21 protein-coding genes are annotated in these 21,016 nt (G+C 74.4%); 8 read left to right on the top strand and 13 right to left on the bottom strand.

The window, feature by feature from the left end; all coding sequences use genetic code 11:
- Nucleotides 1-37: 37 nt before the first annotated feature.
- From ACFWZ5_RS17750 to ACFWZ5_RS17740, 3 genes are all read right to left on the bottom strand, one after another.
- The gene (locus ACFWZ5_RS17750; protein ID WP_384890833.1) at nucleotides 38-3,118 is read right to left on the bottom strand and encodes an AAA family ATPase; all 3,081 of its coding nucleotides are present in this window, start codon (nucleotides 3,116-3,118) and stop codon (nucleotides 38-40) included.
- Nucleotides 3,115-4,281 carry an exonuclease SbcCD subunit D gene (locus tag ACFWZ5_RS17745; protein ID WP_384802731.1) on the bottom strand — a complete coding sequence of 389 codons (1,167 nt, stop codon included), beginning with the start codon at nucleotides 4,279-4,281 and terminating at the stop codon, nucleotides 3,115-3,117. The genes ACFWZ5_RS17750 and ACFWZ5_RS17745 overlap by 4 nt, the downstream gene beginning before the upstream one ends.
- A gap of 114 nt (nucleotides 4,282-4,395) precedes the next feature.
- Nucleotides 4,396-5,022, bottom strand: a complete 627-nt coding sequence (locus tag ACFWZ5_RS17740) for a YigZ family protein (RefSeq protein WP_384802728.1) — start codon at nucleotides 5,020-5,022, stop codon at nucleotides 4,396-4,398.
- Nucleotides 5,023-5,128: 106 nt separating this feature from the next.
- Here ACFWZ5_RS17740 and ACFWZ5_RS17735 point away from each other — a divergent pair, with 106 nt between their 5' ends.
- On the top strand, nucleotides 5,129-5,815 hold the full coding sequence (locus tag ACFWZ5_RS17735) for a 4'-phosphopantetheinyl transferase (RefSeq protein ID WP_384802725.1): 687 nt from the start codon (nucleotides 5,129-5,131) through the stop codon (nucleotides 5,813-5,815).
- Nucleotides 5,816-5,825: 10 nt separating this feature from the next.
- On the opposite strand, the gene ACFWZ5_RS17730 is transcribed toward ACFWZ5_RS17735, so the two are convergent.
- Entirely contained in the window at nucleotides 5,826-6,518 is a 693-nt protein-coding gene (locus tag ACFWZ5_RS17730) for a transcriptional regulator (protein ID WP_384802722.1), read from the bottom strand.
- Between the two features lie 117 nt (nucleotides 6,519-6,635).
- On the opposite strand from ACFWZ5_RS17730, the gene ACFWZ5_RS17725 reads away from it, so the two are divergent.
- Complete coding sequence (locus ACFWZ5_RS17725) at nucleotides 6,636-7,091, top strand: tellurite resistance TerB family protein (RefSeq protein ID WP_384802737.1); 456 nt, start codon at nucleotides 6,636-6,638, stop codon at nucleotides 7,089-7,091.
- A 42-nt stretch (nucleotides 7,092-7,133) separates the two neighbouring features.
- Here the strand turns inward: ACFWZ5_RS17725 and ACFWZ5_RS17720 are convergent, their stop codons facing one another.
- Both ACFWZ5_RS17720 and ACFWZ5_RS17715 read right to left on the bottom strand, forming a co-directional pair.
- A complete protein-coding gene (locus tag ACFWZ5_RS17720; protein WP_384802719.1) occupies nucleotides 7,134-8,099 on the bottom strand; it encodes a M56 family metallopeptidase in 966 nt (321 codons plus the stop codon).
- A 7-nt stretch (nucleotides 8,100-8,106) separates the two neighbouring features.
- A complete protein-coding gene (locus ACFWZ5_RS17715; protein ID WP_384802716.1) occupies nucleotides 8,107-8,514 on the bottom strand; it encodes a BlaI/MecI/CopY family transcriptional regulator in 408 nt (135 codons plus the stop codon).
- A gap of 161 nt (nucleotides 8,515-8,675) precedes the next feature.
- Between ACFWZ5_RS17715 and ACFWZ5_RS17710 the strand changes: the two genes are divergently transcribed.
- Together ACFWZ5_RS17710 and ACFWZ5_RS17705 are read left to right on the top strand one after the other, a co-directional pair.
- Nucleotides 8,676-9,251, top strand: coding sequence for a TerD family protein (locus ACFWZ5_RS17710; RefSeq protein WP_384802713.1), 576 nt, complete (start codon nucleotides 8,676-8,678; stop codon nucleotides 9,249-9,251).
- A gap of 118 nt (nucleotides 9,252-9,369) precedes the next feature.
- A complete protein-coding gene (locus tag ACFWZ5_RS17705; protein ID WP_384802710.1) occupies nucleotides 9,370-9,789 on the top strand; it encodes a CoA-binding protein in 420 nt (139 codons plus the stop codon).
- A gap of 29 nt (nucleotides 9,790-9,818) precedes the next feature.
- On the opposite strand, the gene ACFWZ5_RS17700 is transcribed toward ACFWZ5_RS17705, so the two are convergent.
- Both ACFWZ5_RS17700 and ACFWZ5_RS17695 read right to left on the bottom strand, forming a co-directional pair.
- Nucleotides 9,819-10,907: a PucR family transcriptional regulator gene (locus ACFWZ5_RS17700; protein WP_384802708.1), complete on the bottom strand. Its 1,089-nt coding sequence runs from the start codon at nucleotides 10,905-10,907 to the stop codon at nucleotides 9,819-9,821.
- 119 nt (nucleotides 10,908-11,026) lie between these two features.
- Nucleotides 11,027-11,698 (bottom strand): hypothetical protein, encoded by a 672-nt coding sequence (locus ACFWZ5_RS17695; protein ID WP_384802705.1) that lies wholly within the window; start codon nucleotides 11,696-11,698, stop codon nucleotides 11,027-11,029.
- 330 nt (nucleotides 11,699-12,028) lie between these two features.
- Here ACFWZ5_RS17695 and ACFWZ5_RS17690 point away from each other — a divergent pair, with 330 nt between their 5' ends.
- Nucleotides 12,029-13,963, top strand: a complete 1,935-nt coding sequence (locus ACFWZ5_RS17690) for a P-loop ATPase, Sll1717 family (protein WP_384802702.1) — start codon at nucleotides 12,029-12,031, stop codon at nucleotides 13,961-13,963.
- 152 nt (nucleotides 13,964-14,115) lie between these two features.
- On the opposite strand, the gene ACFWZ5_RS17685 is transcribed toward ACFWZ5_RS17690, so the two are convergent.
- Together ACFWZ5_RS17685 and ACFWZ5_RS17680 are read right to left on the bottom strand one after the other, a co-directional pair.
- Nucleotides 14,116-14,889 carry a lysophospholipid acyltransferase family protein gene (locus ACFWZ5_RS17685; protein ID WP_384802942.1) on the bottom strand — a complete coding sequence of 258 codons (774 nt, stop codon included), beginning with the start codon at nucleotides 14,887-14,889 and terminating at the stop codon, nucleotides 14,116-14,118.
- On the bottom strand, nucleotides 14,886-15,719 hold the full coding sequence (locus ACFWZ5_RS17680; RefSeq protein ID WP_384802939.1) for a GNAT family N-acyltransferase: 834 nt from the start codon (nucleotides 15,717-15,719) through the stop codon (nucleotides 14,886-14,888). The genes ACFWZ5_RS17685 and ACFWZ5_RS17680 overlap by 4 nt, the downstream gene beginning before the upstream one ends.
- A 334-nt stretch (nucleotides 15,720-16,053) precedes the next feature.
- Between ACFWZ5_RS17680 and ACFWZ5_RS17675 the strand changes: the two genes are divergently transcribed.
- On the top strand, nucleotides 16,054-17,286 hold the full coding sequence (locus ACFWZ5_RS17675; RefSeq protein ID WP_384802936.1) for a CaiB/BaiF CoA transferase family protein: 1,233 nt from the start codon (nucleotides 16,054-16,056) through the stop codon (nucleotides 17,284-17,286).
- Between the two features lie 57 nt (nucleotides 17,287-17,343).
- On the opposite strand, the gene ACFWZ5_RS17670 is transcribed toward ACFWZ5_RS17675, so the two are convergent.
- Nucleotides 17,344-17,901, bottom strand: coding sequence for a YbaK/EbsC family protein (locus ACFWZ5_RS17670; protein WP_384802933.1), 558 nt, complete (start codon nucleotides 17,899-17,901; stop codon nucleotides 17,344-17,346).
- A 30-nt stretch (nucleotides 17,902-17,931) separates the two neighbouring features.
- Nucleotides 17,932-18,516 (bottom strand): helix-turn-helix domain-containing protein, encoded by a 585-nt coding sequence (locus ACFWZ5_RS17665; protein WP_384802930.1) that lies wholly within the window; start codon nucleotides 18,514-18,516, stop codon nucleotides 17,932-17,934.
- Nucleotides 18,517-18,628: 112 nt separating this feature from the next.
- Between ACFWZ5_RS17665 and ACFWZ5_RS17660 the strand changes: the two genes are divergently transcribed.
- Entirely contained in the window at nucleotides 18,629-19,498 is an 870-nt protein-coding gene (locus ACFWZ5_RS17660; protein WP_384802945.1) for an EamA family transporter, read from the top strand.
- Between the two features lie 23 nt (nucleotides 19,499-19,521).
- On the opposite strand, the gene ACFWZ5_RS17655 is transcribed toward ACFWZ5_RS17660, so the two are convergent.
- On the bottom strand, nucleotides 19,522-20,280 hold the full coding sequence (locus ACFWZ5_RS17655; protein WP_384802927.1) for an acyltransferase: 759 nt from the start codon (nucleotides 20,278-20,280) through the stop codon (nucleotides 19,522-19,524).
- A 170-nt stretch (nucleotides 20,281-20,450) separates the two neighbouring features.
- Between ACFWZ5_RS17655 and ACFWZ5_RS17650 the strand changes: the two genes are divergently transcribed.
- Complete coding sequence (locus ACFWZ5_RS17650; protein WP_384802924.1) at nucleotides 20,451-20,987, top strand: gamma carbonic anhydrase family protein; 537 nt, start codon at nucleotides 20,451-20,453, stop codon at nucleotides 20,985-20,987.
- Nucleotides 20,988-21,016 lie beyond the last annotated feature (29 nt).

Genomic DNA, 21,016 nt, shown 5'->3' with positions numbered 1-21,016 from the left:
CAGCGCGTGACGTCGGCCTTCCGGTGGCCGGCCGGCATCACTGCCCGCCCCGCAGCCGCACCACCGATCCCTCCCGTCCCTTCACTACCTCCACCTGCGCGTGCACCCGGCGGCGCAGGTCGGCGACGTGGCTGACGATGCCCACGCTGCGGTCCCGCTCGCGCAGGGCGTCCAGGACGTCGAGGACCTCGTCCAGGGTCTGGTCGTCGAGCGAGCCGAAGCCCTCGTCGATGAAGAGGGTGTCGAGGCGTACGCCGCCCGCCTCGTCCGTGACGACGTCCGCGAGGCCCAGGGCGAGCGCGAGGGACGCGAAGAACGTCTCGCCGCCGGACAGCGTCGCCGTGTCCCGCTCGCGGCCCGTCCACGCGTCCACGACGTGCAGGCCGAGGCCCGAACGGCCGCGCCCGGTGCGGTCGTCGGAGTGGACGAGGGTGTAGCGCCCGGACGACATGCGGTGCAGGCGCGCGGTCGCGGCGGCGGCCACCTGCTCCAGGCGGGCGGCGAGCACGTACGACTCCAGGCGCATCTTCCGTTCGTTGTCGGCCGCCGTGCCCGCGGTGAGCGCGGCGAGGCGGGCCACGCGGTCGTGCGCCTCGCGCAGCGGCGCGAGGCGTCGGGCGGCGGCCGCCGAGCGGGCGGAGAGCCGGTCGAGCTCGGCGCAGCGCCGGGCGGCGGTGTCGCGCGCGGACGCGGCGGCGCGCACCCGCCGCTCGGCGGCGTCGGCGGCGGCCTCCGCGTCCGCGAGGGGCGCGGGCGGACGCTGCGCGGCGGCGGCCGTGTCCGGCTCGGCGAGCAGCGCCCGGACGGCCGCCTCCTCCTGCTGCCAGGCGTCGATCCGGCGCTGGAGCTCGCGGTGGCGGGCGTCGTCGACGAGCGCCGCGGCCGCGTCGGCCGGCGTGTCGAACCCGGCGCGGAACGCGGCGTCGGCGAGTCGCGCGTCGGCGTCCTTGAGGCGCTGCGCCGTGTCGTCGGCGGTGCGCGCGGCGTCGGCGGCCTCCGTGAGCAGCGCGGCATCGCGCTCCAGCTCGGCGGCGCGCTGGGCGACGCTCGCGGACGTCCCCCGCGCGTGGGTCAGCTCCTTCTCCAGGCTCGCCTGTTCCTGGGCGAGCGCGTCCCGCAGCGCGACGCGGGACTCGACGCGCAGCGCGGCCTCCTGCTGCGCGGCGACCCGGCGCTCGTGCTCGCGCTCGGCCTGGGCGAGGGCCTCGCGCGCGGCGTGCAGGCCGGAGGCCAGGTCCCGCGCTTCGGTGTGGGCGCGCCGCACCTCGTCCACGGCCGCCGCGAGTTCGGCGACCGGGGTGTCGGACGCGGCCGCGGTGGCGGCCGCGAGCGCCGCGCGGACGTCGGCGTACTGCTGCTCTGCGGCGCCGCGGGCCTCGTCGGCCCGCTGGTGGGCGGCGAGGGCGGCCTCTTCCGTGGCGCGGTCGACGTGCCCGGCCGACTTCCGGGCGGGGGCGGGGTGTTCGGTGGCGCCGCACACCGCGCAGGGCTCGCCGTCGGTGAGGTTCGCGGCGAGCTCGGCGGCGATGCCCGCGAGGCGCTGCTCCTTGAGGGCGAGCCAGTGTTCGTGCGCGGTGGTGGCGCGCTCGCGGGCGGCGAGGGCGCGCTCCTTGGCCTCGGCGGACTCTTCCGTGAGCCGGTCGCGCGTGCGGGCGGCGTCCAGCTGCTCCTGGGCGGGGGCCAGCCGGCCCGCCAGGTGCTCGGCGCGGGTGGCCGCGTCCTGGGCGGACTCGATGGTCTCCTGGAGGCGGGCGCGGGTGGCGTCCCAGCCTGCGATCCAGTCCCCGGCTTCCTGAAGGAGGTCGTCGTCGGCCCGCGCCTGGCGGTCCATGTCGCCGATCCGGTCGGCCAGCTCGGCGAGGCGGCGCTCGGCGCGGCGTGCCGACGCGAGACCGCCGAGCTCCTCGGTGACCCGGCGCGCGGCGCCCGCGAGGCCGAGGGCGCCCTCGCCCGCGTACGCCGTCGAGAGGCGGGCACGCGCGCGTGCCTCCGCGGCCGTGGCGCGCGCGTGCTCGGCTTCGGTGTCGGCGCGCAGCGACAGGGCGGGCGCGACGGTCTCGGCCTTGCGGGCCTGCTCCATGCGGGCCACGACGCCCCGGTGGACACTCGCGCGCTCTTCGAGGCGTGCGGCGCGCCCCTGGGCCTCGGCGAACCGCTGCTGCAGCCGGGCCAGTTCCCGTACGCCGTCGAGCTCGGCCGCCGCCGCGGCGCGGGCGGACTCGGCGTGGGCGAGGGCGCAGTGCGCGATGGTGAACCGCTCGCGGGCGCCCGCGCGGGCCACGGCGGCCCAGGCGAGCACGGCGTCGGCGAGCCCCGGGGCGCCGGGCGCGGCGTCGGGCGGCGGCAGCTCCGCGCCCGCGTCACCGGGCCCCGTGCCCGCCGCCTGCTGCATGCGGTGCGCGTCGGCGAGCAGCTCCGCGTCGCCCTCCCGCACCTCGGCCTCCCCGGCACGGCGCCGCTCGGCGAGCCGCTGTTCGACGGCCGCGAACCGGCGCGTGTCGAAGAGCCGCCCGAGCAGCTTGCCCCGGGCCTCGGCGTCGGCCCGCAGGAAGCGCGCGAAGTCGCCCTGCGGCAACAGCACGACCTGGCAGAACTGGTCCTTGCTCATGCCGAGGAGCTGGCTGATCTCCTCGCCGATCTCCTGGTGGGAACGGCTCAGGTCCTTCCAGGATCCGGCCGCCGCACCCGTGCCCTCGGCCGGGTCCGCACCCGCGCCCCCGGCCGAGTCCGCACCCGCGCCCCCGGGGACGCGCTCCCGGAGCCAGCTCTGGGCCTTCTCCGTGGTGGTGCCCGTGCCGCGCTTCTTCGGGCGCTCCCAGGGCGGCTGCCGGGTGATCTCCAGGCGCCGACCCGCCACGGTCAGTTCGAGGCACACCTCCGTGCGGGCGTCCGGGCGCGCGTGGTCGCTGCGCAGGGTCGCGCCCTGGCCGCTGCCCTGGCGCGGTCCGGGGACCGAGCCGTACAGCGCGTAGCACACGGCGTCCAGGACGGAGGTCTTTCCGGCGCCCGTCGGGCCGTGCAGCAGGAACAGGCCGGCCGCGGACAGATCGTCGAAGTCGATGTCCTGGGTGGTGCCGAAGGGGCCGAAGGCGGTGATCCGCAGGCGGTGCAGTCTCACCGGGCCACCTCGTGCACCACGTCCGCGGCACGCACGGCGTCGAACGTGTCCCGTAGCACGGCCTGTTCGCGCGCGTCCGGGGCGGCGCCGCGCACATGGGTCACGAAGTCCTCCGCGATCTCCTGGTCGCTGCGGCCCTTCATGCGCTCGGCGTACGACACGTCCGGGTCCTCCGGGGCGCGGGCCGGGTCGAAGACGAGGCTGAGGGCGTGCGGGAACCGCTCGGTGAGCCGGGCCATGGGGTCGTCCGGGCGGACCGGGTCCGTGAGGGTCGCCTCGATCCACGCCTCCTCGTGCCGGGCGAGCCCGGGGTCCGCGAGCAGCTCGCCGAGCTCGCCCCGGATGCGGGCGAGCGGGCGCGGCACGGGGCAGTCGACGCGCTCGGCGGCGGTCAGGGCGCCCGCCGCGTCGAGCTCGACGAGCCACATGCTCTTGCGGTGGTCGGCCTCCGAGAAGGAGTACGCCAGCGGGGAGCCGCTGTAGCGCACGCGCTCGCTGATGACCTGGCTGCCGTGCAGATGGCCGAGCGCCACGTAGTCGACGCCGTCGAAGACCCCCGACGGCACGGAGGCCACGCCGCCGACCGTGATGTCCCGCTCGCTGTCGCTCACCGCGCCACCGGTCACGAAGGCGTGCGCGAGGACAACGGACCGGGTGCCCGCGGGGCGTCCGGCGAGGTCGGCGCGCACGCGGTCCATGGCGGCGCCGAGCACGGCCTCGTGCCCGGCCTTCTCGACGGCGAACTCGTCCTTCACCAGGGCCGGTTCGAGATACGGCAGGCCGTAGAACGCCACGTCGCCGTGGGCGTCCGCGAGGACGACGGGGTCGGCGCAGCCCGCCGGGTCGGTGCGCAGGTGGATGCCCGCGCGGCCGATGAGTCCGGCGCCGACGCCGAGCCGCCGCGCCGAGTCGTGGTTCCCGGAGATCATCACCGTGGGCACGCCGAGGTCGGCGAGCCGGTGCAGCGCGTCGTCGAACAGCTCGACCGCGGCGAGCGGCGGCACCGCGCGGTCGTACACGTCTCCCGACACGACGACGGCGTCCACCGCGCGCTCGCGGGCGGTGGCGACGAGATGGCCGATGAACTCGGCCTGCGCGCCGAGCATGCTCACCCGGTGCAGCGCCCGGCCGAGATGCCAGTCGGAAGTGTGCAGCAGCCTCATGATTCCCGAGACTATCGGCCGGGTCTGACATCACGGGCGACTACTCCCGTACCGGACGCCGCCCCGACCGCGCCGGACACCGCTCCGCCCGTACCGAAGGCCGCCCCGACCGCCTCAGGCGTCCCCGTACGCCTCTCCCCCGAGTTCGAACCCGGCGTTGCCCGCCGTCGCGTCCGCCAGCCACGCCTTGAACTGTTCGACCTCCGCGTCCGGGAGGCCGATCTCGATGGTCACCGCGTCTCCGTAGTGCACGTCCCGCACCTCGCGGCCCGCCGACCGCAGGTCGTTCTGGACCTTGCCCGCGCGCATGTGGTCGACGGTGACGGTGGCGAGCCGGAAGCGGCGCCGGGTCCGGGTGCCGAGCGCGTCGAGGGCCTCGCCGACCGCCCCTCCGTAGGCGCGGATGAGTCCGCCCGCGCCGAGCTTGACGCCTCCGTAGTAGCGGGTCACGACGGCGACGACGTACCGCATGTCACGGCGCAGGAGCATCTGGAGCATGGGGACGCCCGCCGTGCCGCCCGGTTCGCCGTCGTCGCTCGCCTTCTGTACGGAGGCGTCGGCCCCGATGACGTACGCGTAGCAGTTGTGCGTCGCGGTCGGGTGCTCCTTGCGGACGCGGGCGACGAAGTCCTGGGCCTCCTGCTCGGTGGCCGCGGGTGCGAGCGCGCACAGGAAGCGCGAGCGGTTGATCTCGGTCTCGTGCACGCCCTCGCGGGCCACGGTGCGGTACTCGTCCTGCATCACGCCAGCGTAGGCGCTCGCGCGCCGCGCGCTGACGCCGCACCCGCGCGACCTCGCACCGGTGGGGCCCTGACGCGTCCGCGGAGCGCCGGTACAGTGATCCACCGTGACCTCACCTACCGGCATATTGAGCACGCTCCTGGCCGGGGCACCCGTCTTCGTCGTCGAGACCCGCGAGGACCCCGCCGACGCGGTCCTGTTCCCCGAAGAGGCCGCTCTCGTCGCGAAGGCCGTGCCCAAGCGGCAGCGCGAGTTCACCACCGCGCGGCACTGCGCCCGCACCGCGCTCGCCCGCATCGACGTGCCGCCCGCGCCCATCCTGCGCGGCGAGCGGGGCGCGCCGATCTGGCCGGACGGCGTCGTCGGCAGCATGACGCACTGCACGGGCTACCGCGCCGCGGTCGTCGCCAGGGCCTCCGCCGTGACGTCGCTCGGCATCGACGCGGAGCCGGCCGAGCGGCTCTCCGACCCGGGCGTGCTCGAGCTGGTCAGCGACGAGACGGAGCGCGCCCAGCTGGCCGCCCTCGCCGCCGACGAGCCGTCGGTCCCGTGGGACCGGCTCCTGTTCAGCGCCAAGGAGTCCGTCTACAAGACGTGGTTCCCCCTCGCCCGGCGCTGGCTGGGCTTCGAGGACGCGCATCTGGACATCCGCCTGGACGGCACGTTCACGGCGAAGCTCCTGGTCGAGGGTCCGGTCGTGGCGGGCTCCGAGCTCACGGGCCTGTCCGGCACCTGGCTGGTACGGGACGGGGTCGTCGTGACGGCCATCGTGCTCCAGGCGGACCAGGGTTGACCTCGGCGCCTCAGGCCCGCGCCGCCAGACTCGCCCAGAACATCTCCTCGTACTCCTGGAGCAGTCGCCCCTGCCGCAGCGCCACCCGGGGCGTGAGGCGGCCCTGGGCCAGGCCCTCGCCGAGCGCGGCGATCACCTCGCGGTCGAGGTCGGGGGACGGCTCGGCGAACAGGTCGAAGAACCCGCAGGCCTCGTCCGGGAAGCCGTAGCGCTCGCGCAGCGCGCGGGCGAGCGTCGCGCAGTAGCCGCCCCACGCCGCGAAGTTGGCGGTCAGGGCGAGGACCGCGTCGGCCGGTTCGGCGTTGAGGGCGAGCCACGCGACGTACGCCGGGTAGGCCTGGCAGCCCGCCATGGGCGCGTACGCGACCGCCTGCTCCTCACTGACACCGCAGGCCGTGAGCAGCGGGCCGAGGCGGCCCCGCGCATCGCTCTCGCCCTCGGCGAGCGTGCCGAAGAACGCCGCGCCCGCGGCGAGGCCCGCGTCGGCGGAACGGGCGGCGAGCCGCAGGAACGCGCGGCGGTCGGCCGGAATGACCTGGCACTGCTCCAGGGCGAGCGCCGCAAGGGCGCCGCGGCCCGCGGTGCCGTCCTCGACGAGCGGCACGAACGGGTTGGCGCCCGGCGCGGGGGCGAGCTGTGCCACCGCGCTGTCGAGGAGTTCGCGCGCCGTGCTCTCCGGTCGCCCATGGGGTGTTGAGGTCATCGGCCACGGCCTTTCGGTGCGGAGGGAACCTTCCAGCCCGGATGTTAGTTTCTACATTGCTGTAGAAGTACGCAGCGACACAAGCACCGAACCCAAGCTCAACCGATGGAGTTTTCCATGGCCCTGTGGGACCGCCTCAAGGAATCCGCGTCGACGATGCAGACGCAGCTGACGGCGAAGAAGAACGAGCTCACGAGCGGGGCCTTCCGCGACGCCAGCATGGCGATGTGCGCCCTGGTCGCCGCCGCCGACGGCACGGTCGACGCGGCCGAGCGCCAGCGCGTGGCCCAGCTCATCGCCACGAACGAGGTGCTCCAGAACTTCCCCGCGGACGACCTGCGCCGCCGCTTCGACGAGTACGTGAACAAGCTCACGGCTGACTTCGCGTTCGGCAAGGTGAGCGTGTTGCAGGAGGTCGCCAAGGCGAAGAAGAAGCCCGCCGAGGCCCGCGCGGTCGTCCAGATCGGCATCGTCATCGGCGGCGCCGACGGCGACTTCGACAAGGACGAGCAGGCCGTGGTGCGCGAGGCGTGCTTCGCGCTCAACCTGCCGCCGCACGAGTTCGACCTCTGACCGGGCCCGTACGACGGTGCGCGGGCGCGGGCCCGCGCACCGTCACAGCGGCGTGGCCGCCCGCAGGACCAGGACCATCGTGACCGCCGCGTTCGCCGACGCCATCGCGGACGCGGCCGTCCCGCACGCCGCGCACCACAGCGCGAGGCCCACCGCGGTGAACAGCGAGGGCCGGGTGCGCGGGGCCGGGGCCGGGGCGAGCAGCGCCGCCACCCGGCGCGGCACCGGGCCCGCCGCGGCGAAGCCCGCGAGGGCCACAGCGGGCGTGCCCGCCGTCGCGAGCGCGGCCCTGCCGATGGCCCGCGCGACCACGCGCCGGTCCCCCACCTCCCGCGCCGCCTCCTCGTCGGCCCACCGCTCGGCGGTGTACGCGGTGGCCGTCCGCAGCGGCACGAGGAACGGATTGGCGCGCGCCGCCACCTGCGTCACCAGCAGGAACCGGTGGTGGCGCGCGGCGAGATGAGCCCGCTCGTGCGCGAACAGCGCGCGCCGCTCGGCGGGGTGGAGCCGGTCGAGGAGGGCACGGGTGACGACGACGCGCCCCGGCTCCGCCGGCCTGCGGCGGCCGGGCAGGCCCCGCCGCCCCGGCAGGGCGTACGCGTACAGCGCCGTGTCGTCCGCGAGGACGGCCACCGACGTGCCGGGCGTCCCGGCGAGCGCCCGCCAGCCCCGGCGGCGCACCGACGCGTGCCGCCACAGCGTCCGCGCGACGGCCCCGCACACGACGAGAAGGGCCGGGATCGCGGCCGTGCCCGCGACCTCGTCGTACGGCACCGCGGCGCGGACCTCGGGGTCGGACCAGCTGTCGGGCAGAGGGTTGCCGGGCAGTTGGGCCGTGCCGACCACCATGAGCAGCGCGAGGCACAGCGTGCTGCACAGCGCCATCACCGCGGCGAGCGCGGTGAGCAGACGGGTCGCGGTGCGCGGGTGCAGGCCCTTGGCGGCGAGCCGGGCGACCGGCCAGGCGCTCAGCGGCAGCACCAGCGGCAGGAAGACGAAGACCCCCATGTGCGCCTCAGCCCTCCGCCGCGGTGCCGCCCGCCTCGCCGAGCAGATCGCGCAACAGCCGTTCGTCGTCGGCGGACAGGGTGGTCACGAAGCTGGCGAGCACGGCCTCGCGGTCGCGCTCGCCGTCGAGCACCTTGCGCATGCGCAGCGCGGCGAGCCCCGCCTCGTCGGCGGCCGACCGCCACAGGAAGGAGCGCCCCGCGCGCTCCCGGGTCACGACGTTCTTGGCGAGCAGCCGCGTGAGGATCGTCATGACGGTGGTGTACGCGAGGTCGCCGCCGATGCGTTCCTGCACCCAGGCCGCGCCGACCGGCCCCGGCGCGCCGTGCAGCGCCGCGAGCACCTGGGCCTCCAGTTCGCCCTGGCCGCGCCTGCGCAGGCGCGGCTCCTGCGGTCCGCTTCCGTGCTGCGCCATGCCGTGTCCTCGCCTCCGTACGCCTCTCGGGGAGCGCCATATCGTAACGGCCGGATCATGACGACCCACATCCCCACACTTCTACATTCATGTAGATTCTAGATCCCGGCGCCTCGCGGGGCCGGGTGATCCATGTATGCAGAGGACCTCAGGAGGACACCGTGGGAGTTTCCCTCGCCAAGGGCGGCAACGTTTCGCTGAGCAAGGAGGCCCCCGGCCTCACCGCCGTACTGATCGGCCTGGGCTGGGACGTCCGCACCACCACCGGCACCGACTACGACCTCGACGCCTCCGCCCTCCTCTGCGACGACACCGGCAAGGTCGCCTCCGACCAGCACTTCGTCTTCTACAACAACCTCACGAGCCCCGACGGCTCCGTGGAGCACACCGGAGACAACCTCACCGGCGAAGGCGAGGGCGACGACGAGGCCGTCAAGGTCAACCTCGCCACCGTCCCCGCCACCATCACCAAGATCGTCTTCCCCGTCTCCATCCACGACGCCGAGAACCGCGGCCAGAGCTTCGGCCAGGTCCGCAACGCGTTCATCCGCGTCGTCAACCAGGCCGACAACCAGGAGATCGCCCGCTACGACCTCTCCGAGGACGCCTCCACCGAGACCGCCATGGTCTTCGGCGAGCTCTACCGCCACGGCGCCGAGTGGAAGTTCCGCGCCGTCGGCCAGGGCTACGCCTCCGGCCTGCGCGGCATCGCCACCGACTTCGGCGTCAACGTCTGACCCGGACGCGGAGCGTCTGACACCGACGCGGAACAAGGGGCGGAGTCTCCGTAGTTGTCACCAGCAGATCGCCGACGCTTCGTCGCGCGCCGATTGCTGACTCTCCCAGGAGGCCGACATGTACGGGGACCCCGCCACCGTCCGCAAGATCCTCACCGAGTCCGGGGACACCTGGGCCGTCGTGGGGCTCTCGAACAACGAGGAGCGGGCGGCCTACGGGGTCGCCCGGGTGCTGCAGCGGTTCGGGAAGCGGGTCGTGCCGGTGCACCCGAAGGCCGAGACCGTGCACGGGGAGCGGGGGTACGCCTCGCTGGCCGAGATTCCCTTCCCCGTGGACGTCGTGGACGTGTTCGTGAACAGCGCGCTCGCGGGCGGCGTCGCCGACGAGGCCGTGGCCGCGGGCGCGAAGGCCGTGTGGTTCCAGCTCGGCGTCGTGGACGAGGCGGCGTACGAGCGGACGCGGGCGGCGGGGCTCGACATGGTCATGGACCGGTGCCCCGCGATCGAGATCCCGCGGCTCGACGCCGACGCCGCGTAGCCCGCACCGCCTGCTTCAGAAGGGCCGGGTCAGAAGGGCCGCGCCGGCCAGTCGAGGAGCCGTGCGCCGATCACCGCCGTCTGGAGCGTGTAGCGGTGCAGCGGGTCGGCCGGATCCGTCCCGGTGAGCCGGTGGACGCGCTCCAGGCGGTACGTCAGGGCGCGCACGCTCAAGTTGAGGTTGCGGGCGGCCTGGGCGGCGACGCAGCCCGCGTCGAAGTACATCGCGAGGGTCTCGATGAGGGGCTCGGCGCCGCCCCTGGCCTGGCGCAGCGGGCCGAGCGTGTTCTGGACCAGGTCGGCCATCGCCTGCCGGTCGCGGGTCAGGACGGGGAAGACGAGCAGGTCGGCGGCGCGCAGGACCGGCTCGTCGAGCTCCAGGCGCTCGGCGATGTCCAGGGCGTTCAGGGCTTCCTCGTACGACTGGACGACGCCGCCCGCGCCGGTCTGCGGGCGGCCGATGGCGACGCGGCCGCCGTCCGTCGCGGCGTGCGCCTGCTTGGCGAAGAAGGACAGGACGTCGTCCTGGTCGACGGAGGCCACGCAGAGCAGGCGGCCGTCCTTGGTGGCGACGAGCAGGGAGCGGTCGCCGAAGCGGGCGGTCAGGGCGCGCTCCACCTCGCGCGGCGCCTCGTCGCCGTCCTCGTAGGCACGGTCGCCCTGGGCGACGGCCACCGCGTGCGTGAAGGACAGGCGCAGGCCGAAGCGCTCGGCGCGCTCGGCGAGCAGTCCCAGGTCGCTGCGGCCGTGCAGCAGGTCGTCGATGAACTCGCGGCGCGCGGCCTCCTCCTGGCGCACGGCGAGGCGCTGGGCGCGTTCGTAGCCCTCGGCGAAGGCGTCGACGGCCTGCTCGACGGCGGCGAGGGCGGCTTCGGTGGACACGGGCCGCGCACCGGCCTCCGTGCCGTGCGCGCGGGGCGCCGCCGCGAACGCGCGGGCCTTCGCCAGGTGCGCGCCGACCAGCGCGCGCAGTCCGTATCCGGCGTCCGCCGCGCGCTCGCCGAGGGCGCGGCGCGACTCCAGCTCGTCGCGGGTGAGGCCGCGGCCGGTCACGGAGGCGTCGGCGAGGATCCGGGTATAGCCGTCCAGGTACTCGTCCGGTATTTCCTGCCCCGCCACGTGTGTCCCCGACTTCCTGATGAAACCTTTATGCCTTTTTATCGCACGGGGCGGCACCGGGAGTCCGGGGGGTCCGCCGGTCGGCACGAAGGGGAAGGGCCTCGGTCTCACGTCGCCACTCAGGCGCAGTCGGCCTGCGGCCAGCCGCGGTCGACGGGAGGCGGCCGCCTCGGCGCGCGGCGGCCCGGAGTCAGCGCCACCGGGACGGCCTGCGCCCAGAAGAACTCGCCGGTCTCGTCGTACGCGTACAGCAGGGCGCTGCTGCCGAGGGTCAGCGCCTCGCCCCGCGCGGACGGGTCCCGTCTGACCTCCACGATGGCGACGGATCCGGCCTTCGTGGCGACCTCCGCCCGGCCGGTCTCCGCGTCCACCCACCCCGTGCGGACGGTGCCCACCGAACCGATGAAGTCGCGCGGGGACGGCCCGGCACCGCCGCGGGCACGGCGGACCCGCACGCGGACGAGCACGCGCGTGAGCCCCCAGGCGACGAGCGCCGACGCGAGCAACAGGCCCAGGTCGACCGCCGCGTGCGCCATGCCCCTCAGACCCGCTCGCGCCACCGCGACCGATCCGGCGACGCTCGCCCCCCAGCCGAAGAGCGTGAGCAGCGAGGCCGCGACGGACACCGGCACGCCGCCGAGCCCCACGGAACGCAGGTCGGCGTCCTCGTCGAAGCTGTCCACACGTGTCAATCCGACCGCGACGAGCGCCCAGTAGCCGAGAACCACGGCAAGGGCGGAGCTGTAGGCCACCCCCGGAAACCCCACCGCCGCGTCCAGCAACTCCCCCATGTCCCCGCCCCCTTGATCGGTCATGCCCGGGAGGCCGGATGTCCCCCGGGTGCCGGACCTCGTTTCCGTGATCCGGCACCCGGGCCTCGCCCCCCGTTCCTGCTCTTCCATGGTGACGCGTGAGGGCGTGTCGGCGCATTGCCATTTTCCGGCAATCTTTATGAGTTCTTGATGCCGAGCCGTACGGGTCCGTGGATGCTGGGCGCCGTGCGGGGAACTGCCGTTCCGCCCTGCTCGTCTTCCCACCAAGGATCGCGAAGGAAGCCGCGCGACGGGAGCCGCGCCGAGCGAGCCGCCAGCAAGTCTCCAGGAAGCCTCTAGGAGCCGGACATGTGGGGCGAAGTGTCCACGACCGTCCTCGACCGCCTGTACTTCGGCCGTGAGGACGCCGAGCGCGACGCGACCGACGGACTGCTGCACGCGGGCTTCCTGCCCACGGCGGCGTTCCTCGCGGCGCTCTCGGGCCGGAAGATGCTGATCATCGGCCGGAAGGGGTCCGGCAAGAGCGCGATCTGCATGCGGCTCGCGCAGGACGGCGCGCGCCAGGGCGGCACGGCCCTCATCACGCCGGACGACGCGGCGGGCGACGAGATCCGGCGCTTCGAACTCCAGGGCCTGGCGGGCGACACCGCCAAGTCCCTGATCTGGCGGTACGTCTTCGCGGTGCACGCGGCCCGCCATCTGACGGCGCACGCCAGGAAGGCGCACGGCCGCAGGGAGCCGGAGTCCGTCAAGGCACTGCGCCGCTTCCTGAAGCAGAACGACGAGGAGATCGCGCTGCCCGGCGAGCGGCTCGGCGACCGGCTCGCGCACAGCGCCCGCGGTCTGCAGACCTCCCTGTCGCTGCAGGCCTTCGGCGTGGGGGCGACGGTGGCCATGGCGCCCGGCGCCTCCGAAGGCGCCCGCGCCGCACGCCAGTTGGAGCTGGTGGAGCGCGGCGTGCGGCAGGCCTTCGAGGACCTGGGCTGCGCGGACGCGCATCCGCCGCTGCTGGTCCTGGTGGACCAGCTTGAGCAGGTGTGGTCGGCCGAGCCCGACAGCAACTCGATGGTGATCGGCCTGCTGCTCGCCGCCAAGCACGCCGCGGGGACGTACGGCCGCGCGCTGCGCTGTCTGCTGTTCCTGCGCGCCGACATCTACGACTCGCTGTCCTTCGGAGAGGGCGACAAGTTCCGCGGGGACGAGGTGCGCATCGTCTGGACCGAGCAGGCGCTGCGGGAGCTGGCGCTCACCCGCGCCCGCGCGTCCGTCGGCGACCGGATCGACGACGCCCGCCGGCTGTGGGAGGAGGTCTTCCCGCCCACCGTCCACGGTGAGCCGACACCGGCGTACCTGTTCACGCGCTCCCTGCCGCGCCCGCGCGACGCCATCCAGTTCCTCAACCTGTGCCGGGACACGGCGGCGGACAACGGCCACGACCTGATCCTGGAGGCCGACGTGCTCCAGGCCACCCGCCAGTTCTCGGAGTGGAAGCTCAAGGACCTGGTGCAGGAGTATCTGATCGCGCACCCGTTCCTGGAGCGGCTCTACCCCCTCTTCCAGAACACGGGGTACACGGTCACGCGCAGCGTCCTCGGCACCCGCCTGGACGAGGCGGCCCCCACCCTCCACCGCCACCACCCCGCGTACGCCGATGTCCTGAACCTCACCGGAGTCGTCGACACGCTCTTCGCGGTCGGGTTCCTCGGGGTGCGGCGCGGCAGCGACGTCGTGTACGGGGGCGGCGGGGAGCTGCCGGTGCAGCCGCACGAGAGCGAGTTCCACGTGCACCCGTGCTTCCGCGCGGCCCTCGGCGCGACGAGCCCGATCGACCTGCGGCGGTACGAGCCCGCGGTGGCGGCCGTCCGCATCGACGTCGGCAACGTCGGCGGCTACGCACACACCCCGAGCGCGCCCCGCGGCATCCGCGAACACCAGCTCCTGGAGCAGCTGGTCCGGTCCTGCCGCTCCATCCTCGCCCAGGTGGGCCGCGCGGTGGACCTCGGCCATGACGCGCGGGACCAGATCACCGAGCAGGTCGGCCTGGTCCTGAGCGACAGCACGGACGCGGTGGCCCGCCTCGACCTCGGCGTCCCCGTGAACGTGGACGACCGGCTCTTCGCCGCGGCGGGGTACTTCACCACGCTCGCCGCCCAGCTCCAGGCCACGGAGCTCGACGGGGCGTCGGGAACGGGGGGTGTGGCCCACCGGATCGAGGACGAGGCGCGCCGCCTCATGCGGCTCGCCGGCGGCGCCTCGGGCAGTTCAGGCTCGGCGTATCTCTGACGCCCCGTAGTCGGCGCTCCGCGCCTCGTCCTCAAACATTTCCAGCCCGTCCGGCGTTTGAGGACGAGGCCGAAGGCCGGAAAGAAGGGGGTCCAGGGGGCGGAGCCCCCTGGTTTCGGGAAGGGGCGGGACTGGGGCGCCCCCGCGAGGACCTACCCCCCGCTCACCGCCGCCCAAGCCCCCGCCGCCAACCCCTTCCGCTCACTCCCGTACAGCGGCGCATGCGCAGCAACCCGCACCCGCAACCCCCGCGCCGCCACCACCCTCCGCAAGGACCCCCCGAACCCCTCGTCCCCCAGAAACGCCGCAGCCGTACTCCCCACCCCACCCAACCGGTACTCCACCGTCACCGGCCGCACGGCCGCCCCGGCATCGACCGCTGCCTGGAACGCCGCACGCCGGAACCGCCCACCCCCGGCGGAACACCACGTCGTGGCCTGCGGGAAGACGAGGACCGACCGCCCGGCGGCCAGGGCCTTCGCCAACTCGCCGACCATCAGGGGAAGTTCCCGCCGCCCACCCTCACGGTCGATGAACTGCGTGCCCATGCGCCGCGCGAACGTCCCGACGACCGGCCACCGCCCCACTTCCCTCTTGGCGACGAACGACACGGGCTCCACCGCGAGCAGGGCCACGACGTCCAGCCAGGAGATGTGGTTGGCGACGACGAGCGTGCCGACCCCCGCCCCGGGCACGGTCAGCGGCACCGGGCCCGCGTCGAGGCCCACGCCGAGCGCCCGCAGGACGCGCCGCGCCTGGACGCGGGGTGTGTCGCCGTCGGCGAGGCGCTCCCCCATGCCGAGGCTGCGGCCCAGCACGTACGCGAGCTCGGCGTACCGCCGCGCGGCCTCGGCGGGCGCGACGCGGGCGGCCGGGGGCAGCGCGCACGACCGTGGACAACCCGCCTCCACGGCCCAGGGGTTCACGCCCGCCTCCCCGCCGCACCACCACCGCCGCCGCGCTCGGCGTCGCCGAGGAAGAACCGCCGGTGCCGCTCGCTCAGCCGCTCCGTGTCGAGCAGCACGAAGAAGTCGGCGGACTCGAACTCCGGGTCGTACGCGGGCGCCCCGCACATCCAGGCCCCGAGGCGCAGATAGCCGCGCAGGAGCGGCGGCAGGTCGGCGTAGCTCGCCCGGTGCCCGCCGGGCTCGCCGGGCGTCCAGGGGCGGTGCGGGTGCACGCGCAGGTCGGGCGGCGAGGCGTGCTTGGCGGTGCCGAGCAGCCAGGCGCTCGCGGCCGCGGTGCCGCCGTCGGCCAGCGGCACGGAGGCGCAGCCCGCGAGGTAGCGGTGGCCGGAGAGCAGGACGTAGCGGGCGAGCGCCGACCACATCAGGTTGATCACGGCACCGGAGCGGTGGTCGGGGTGCACGCAGGAACGTCCGGCCTCGATGGTGGCCGGACGCAGGGGCCGCAGCGCGGTGAGGTCGAACTCGCCCTCGGAGTAGGAGAGTTCGCCGCGACCCGGCGGGATGAGGCGGTACGTGCCGACCACGTCGCCGCTCGTCGTGTCGGTGATGACCAGGTGGTCCGCGAGGGCGTCGTAGGCGTCGATGTCGTGCCCGGCGAGCGGTGTGTCGAGCCGCGCGCCCATCTCCTCACCGAAGACCTGGTAGCGCAGGCGCTGGGCGGCGCGGATCTGCTCCTCGGAGTCGGCGATGGAGGGGACGTAGGCCGGGGTGGGGGCCGGGGCGGAGGCCGACGTGGGGGTCGGGGTGGAGGCCCGTGCGGAGGCGGGCGTGCTGGATGTCGCGGGCATGACAGTACGTTCTCCGTTCGATGGGGAGGGGTCGATGGAGTACGACGGAGGGGAAGAGGGGAACGAGTCGAGCGGGGCACCCAACAGCCACCGTGCCCGCCCCGGCTGAACTGCGCACGAGGTCCGTGCGGCGGATCGGGCCGACCCTCATGAGCATCAGGTGAACGACCGTGGCCGAAACTCGCCCTGGCACGTCGGGCCGGGGCCCCGGGTACGGTCGGCCCATGACGGGCGGCAAGCAACTCGAGGCCGGCCGCGCCCGGCGCGCCGAGGGCCAGCCGATCGTCCCGGAGCCCGAGGAGACGGACACCCGTCAGCCACCCAGGAGGACCCCGTGCCGTACCCGCTGCCGCTGACCGGCATCACCGTGGTGAGCCTTGAGCAGGCCGTCGCCGCGCCGTTCGCCACCCGGCAGCTCGCCGACCTCGGCGCACGCGTCATCAAGGTGGAGCGCCCCGGCGGGGGCGACTTCGCGCGGCGCTACGACACCACCGTGCACGGCCAGGCCAGCTATTTCGTGTGGGCGAACCGCTCGAAGGAGTCGCTCACGCTCGACGTGAAGTCGGAGCAGGGCGGGCAGGTCCTGCGCGAACTGCTCGCCGGCGCCGACGTGTTCGTGCAGAACCTCGCGCCCGGCGCGGCCGACCGCCTCGGCCTGTCCGCCGCGGAGCTCCAGGCCCGCCACCCCTCCCTGATCACCTGCACCATCAGCGGCTACGGCACGAGCGGACCCTGGGCCGGCCGCAAGGCGTACGACATGCTCGTGCAGTGCCAGACCGGCCTGGTCTCGCTCACCGGGACGCCCGACGAGGCGGTGCGCGTCGGGATCTCGGTGGCCGACATCGCGGCCGGGACGTACGCCTACAGCGGCATCCTGTCGGCGCTGTTCACGCGGGCGACGACGGGCCGGGCGCCCGCGGTCGAGGTCTCGCTCTTCGACGCGCTCGCCGAGTGGATGGGCCAGCCCGCGTACTACACGCGCTACGGCGGGACCCAGCCGCCGCGGGTCGGCGCGCGCCACGCGACGGTCGCGCCGTACGGGGTCTTCACCGCCGCCGACGGCAAGGAGGTGCTCCTGTCGGTGCAGAACGAGCCGGAGTGGGCGGCGCTGTGCGCGCGCTTCCTCGGCCGTCCCGACCTGGCGGACGACCCGCGCTTCGCGACCGGTTCCGCCCGGGTCGCACACCGCGAGGAGCTGGACGCGCTCATCGCCGGGCGGTTTGCGGAGCTCACCGGCGACGAGGCGACCGCGCTGCTGGACGCGGCCAACGTCGCCAACGCGGGCGTCAATACGGTGACCGACTTCCTGGAGCACCCGGTGCTCGCCGAGCGCGGCCGGTGGCGGGACGTGGGCCTGCCGGGCGGCGCGCCCGCCGTCCAGGCGCTGCTGCCGCCCGTCGACCTCTCGGGCGTGAGCCCCCGCATGGACCCGGTGCCGGACGTCGGCGAGCACACCGAGAAGATCCTCGCGGAGCTCGGCCGCGCCCCGGAGCAGATAGCCGAGCTGCGCGCGCGAGGGATCATCGGCGCGGACGGCGGCCCTGATACCGAGGGCCCGCCCCGCTGATCCGGGCGTCGAGGACCGCCCCGCTGAGAGCCGTCAGCCGTCCGCGTACCCGTCGGCTCACTCCACGCCGAGACCCTCGACCACCGTCGCGTTCGGCAGGCCCGCGAGCGCCTTGCCCGGCACGATCAGCTTGCCGCGGCGGCTGCCGCTGCCGATCAGGACGTACGGCAGGTCCACCACGGCGGCGTCGACCAGGACCGTCCAGGCCGACGGCAGGCCGATGGGCGTGATGCCGCCGTACTCCATGCCGGTCTCGCCGGTCGCGGTGTCCATGGGCGCGAACGACGCCTTGCGGGCGCCGAGTTGGCGGCGCACCACGCCGTTGACGTCGACCCGTGTCGCGGACAGGACGACGCAGGCGGCGAGGGTCGTCTCGCCCGCACGCCTGCCCGCGACGACGACGCAGTTCGCGGACTGCCGGAGCAGTTCGGGGCCGTAGTGCTCGAGGAACGTGGCCGTGTCGGCCCAGGCGGGCTCGGTGTCGACGTGGATCAGCTGGTCCGCGGGTACGTCACCCTGCCAGCCGCGTACGGCATCGGCGACGGGGGCGACGAGCAGGTCGAGGGCTTCGGGGGCAGGGCGGACGGTGTCGAAATCACCAAGAGGAGCACGCATGTCCGCACGCTAACAGCCCGCCGGAAGGCGTCAGTAGGCGCCCGCGTGGGCGGGCGGGACCGACACCGCCATCGTCATCTCGACCGGCTCCGCACCCTTGTTGTGGTACCCGTGCGCCACATTGGCCTCGAACGTGGCCGCGGAGCCCGCCGCGACGAGGTGTTCGTCGCCGTCCACGACGAGCGTCAGCGCGCCGGACCTGACGTGAAGGAGCTCCAGGGTGCCCGGCGGGTGCGCGTCGGAGTCGCTGCCCTCGCCCGGCATCAGCCGCCACGACCACAGCTCGAACGGGCCGCGCGCCTCCGTGCCGACGAGGAGCGTCGTGCTGCTGCCCGCGTCCGTGGACCACATCCGCACCGCCTGCTCCGGCGGCACGAGCCGGACGTGCGGGCCCTGCTCGTAGTCGAGGAGCGTGGTGATGCTGACGCCGAGCGCGTCCGCGAGCTTGACCGTGGTGCCCACGCTGGGGTTGGTGCGGGCCTGCTCGATCTGGATGATCATGCCGCGACTGACGCCCGCGCGGGCGGCGAGCGCGTCGAGCGTGAAGTTCCGTTCGGTGCGCCAGCGCTTCAGGTTGCGCGCGAGCGACTGGGTCAGCTGGTCGAGGTCCGACACATTCCGTCCAATATTTTGGATGACAGAGTTCACCGCACTGAACTACGGTGTGGTGCACCTAATGATCCCCAAGGGTTCACCACACTGTACTGCGAGGTTCCCCATGCCCGGACTGACGGCGCTGTTCGCCCTGGCCACGAGCCTGATGTGGGGCCTGGCCGACTTCGGTGGCGGGCTCCTCACCCGACGCATACCCGCCCTCACGGTGGTCGTCGCGTCCCAGTGCGTCGCCGTGGTCGTCCTCGGCGCGGTGGTGGTCGCGACCGGCGGGTGGACCGAGTGGGGCCCGCAGCTGTGGTTCGCGGTCGGCGCGGGCCTGGTCGGACCGGTCGCGATGCTCGCCTTCTACAAGGCGCTCGCGCTCGGCCCGATGGGCGTCGTCTCGCCGCTCGGCTCCCTCGGCGTGGTGGTGCCGGTGGGCGTGGGGCTGCTGTTCTTCGGCGAGCGGCCGGGGCTCGCGCAGTTCGCGGGCATCGCGGTGGCCGTCGTCGGCATCCTGCTCGCGGGCGGCCCCGAACTGCGCGGCGCCCCCGTGCAGCGGCAGGCGGTCCTGCTCACGCTGCTCGCGGCCTTCGGCTTCGGCGCGGTCATGGCGCTGATCGCGGAGGCGTCGAGCACGGTCACCGGCCTCTTCCTCGCCCTGTTCGTGCAGCGCGTGACGAACGTGGTCGCGGGCGGAGCGGCCCTCTACGTCTCCGTGCGCCGCGGCGCCGATGCGCTCCCCGAGGGCGCCGGAATGGGCGTGATCTGGTCCGCGCTGCCCGCGCTCGCCTTCGTGGGCCTCGCCGACGTCGCCGCCAACGGCACGTACGCGATGGCGGCGAGGACCGGCCCCGTCACCGTCGCCGCCGTCCTCGCCTCGCTCTACCCGGTGGTGACCGCGCTCGCCGCGCGCGGCGTCCTCAAGGAACGCCTGCGGGGCGTCCAGGCGGCGGGCGCGGGCCTCGCGCTCATCGGCACGGTGCTCCTGGCGACCGGCTGACGCGCAACAGGCCGGCGGCGGGCCTAGGCCTTCCCCTCCACGTCGGACAGCTCCTCCAGCTCCCCGAGCGCGAGGAGCTGTTCAGGGGTGATCCCCTCCGGTATCGGCACCGGCGCGGGGGTCCGCAGCGGCGGCTGCCAGCCCTTGTCCGGGCACCACGTCCGCACGACCCGGGCGGGCGCACCGGCCACCACCGCGTGGTCGGGCACCTCGCCGCGTACGACCGCGCCCGCCGCGACCACCACGTTGCGGCCGAGCTTCGCGCCCGGCAGGATCACCGCGCCCGTGCCGATCCAGCACCCGGTCCCGATCTCCACCGGCTCCATCCGCGGCCACTGCTTGCCGATCGGGGTGTCCGGGTCGTCGTACGAGTGGTTCGTCGACGTCACGTACACGTACGGGCCGAAGTAGCAGTCGTCGCCGATCGTCACCGACGTGTCCGCGATGACATGGCTGCCGCGGCCGAGGACCACGCCGTCGCCGATGCGCAGGACGGGGTCGGGGCCGAGGTCGAGGTCGGGCATCAACCCGGCGGTGAGCGTGACCTGTTCGCCTACGATGCAGTGTGCGCCGAGCCGGATCCAGGGCGCGCCGAAGACCGTGCCCTGCGGGAACGCCAGCTTCGTGCCCTCGCCGATCGCGCCGAACCGCAGCCGCCCCGGCCGCTGGGCGGTCACCGCGCCGGTGCGCTGCACCCAGGCCCAGCCCGCGTGGACGGCGCGCTGCGCCACGCCGCGCCGCCAAGCGGCCAGCGATGAGAACGTGTTCCTGTTCCTGGGCACCCGCTCACGTTACTCAGCCGGGCCCGGGGCGAGCACTCCCGCCTGCTGTGATCTTCACCCCACGCGGCCGGGCGCCGACCGCCGTCCCGTACGGTTCGCTGAGGCGTGACGACGCGACGGCGCGACGGCGCGACGGCGCGACGGCGCGACGGCGAAGAAGGAGAGACTCCATGGGCCACCAGGCACTCGTCATGGGCATCGGCGGCAAGGACCCGAAGATCGACCCGGAGGCCTTCACCGCGCCGACGTCCGTGGTGATCGGCGAGGTCACGCTGCACGCGGGCGCGAGCACCTGGTACGGGGCCGTCCTGCGCGCCGACTGCGGCCCGATCGAGATCGGCGCCGACAGCAACATCCAGGACAACTGCAGCCTGCACGTCGACCCCGGCTTCCCGATCACCATCGGCGAGCGCGTCTCGGTCGGCCACAACGCGGTCGTGCACGGCGCCACGGTCGAGGACGACTGCCTCATCGGGATGGGCGCCACGGTCCTCAACGGCGCGGTGATCGGCGCCGGTTCGCTGGTCGCCGCGCAGGCGCTCGTGCCGCAGGGCATGCGCGTGCCGCCCGGCTCCCTGGTGGCGGGGGTGCCCGCGAAGGTGAAACGCCGGCTCACCGAGGAGGAGCGCGCGGGCATCTCGCTCAACGGCACGCTGTACGTGGAGCTGGCGAGCGCCCACCGCGCGGCGCACGCGCAGGAGGACTGAGGTCCTAAGATCCTGAGGCCCCGAAAGGC

It is taken from the genome of Streptomyces sp. NPDC059003 (assembly GCF_042740445.1).
Lineage (GTDB): Bacteria > Actinomycetota > Actinomycetes > Streptomycetales > Streptomycetaceae > Streptomyces.
Note: the sequence above shows the minus strand (reverse complement) of the source record. Positions and strands in the feature narration are given on the sequence as shown.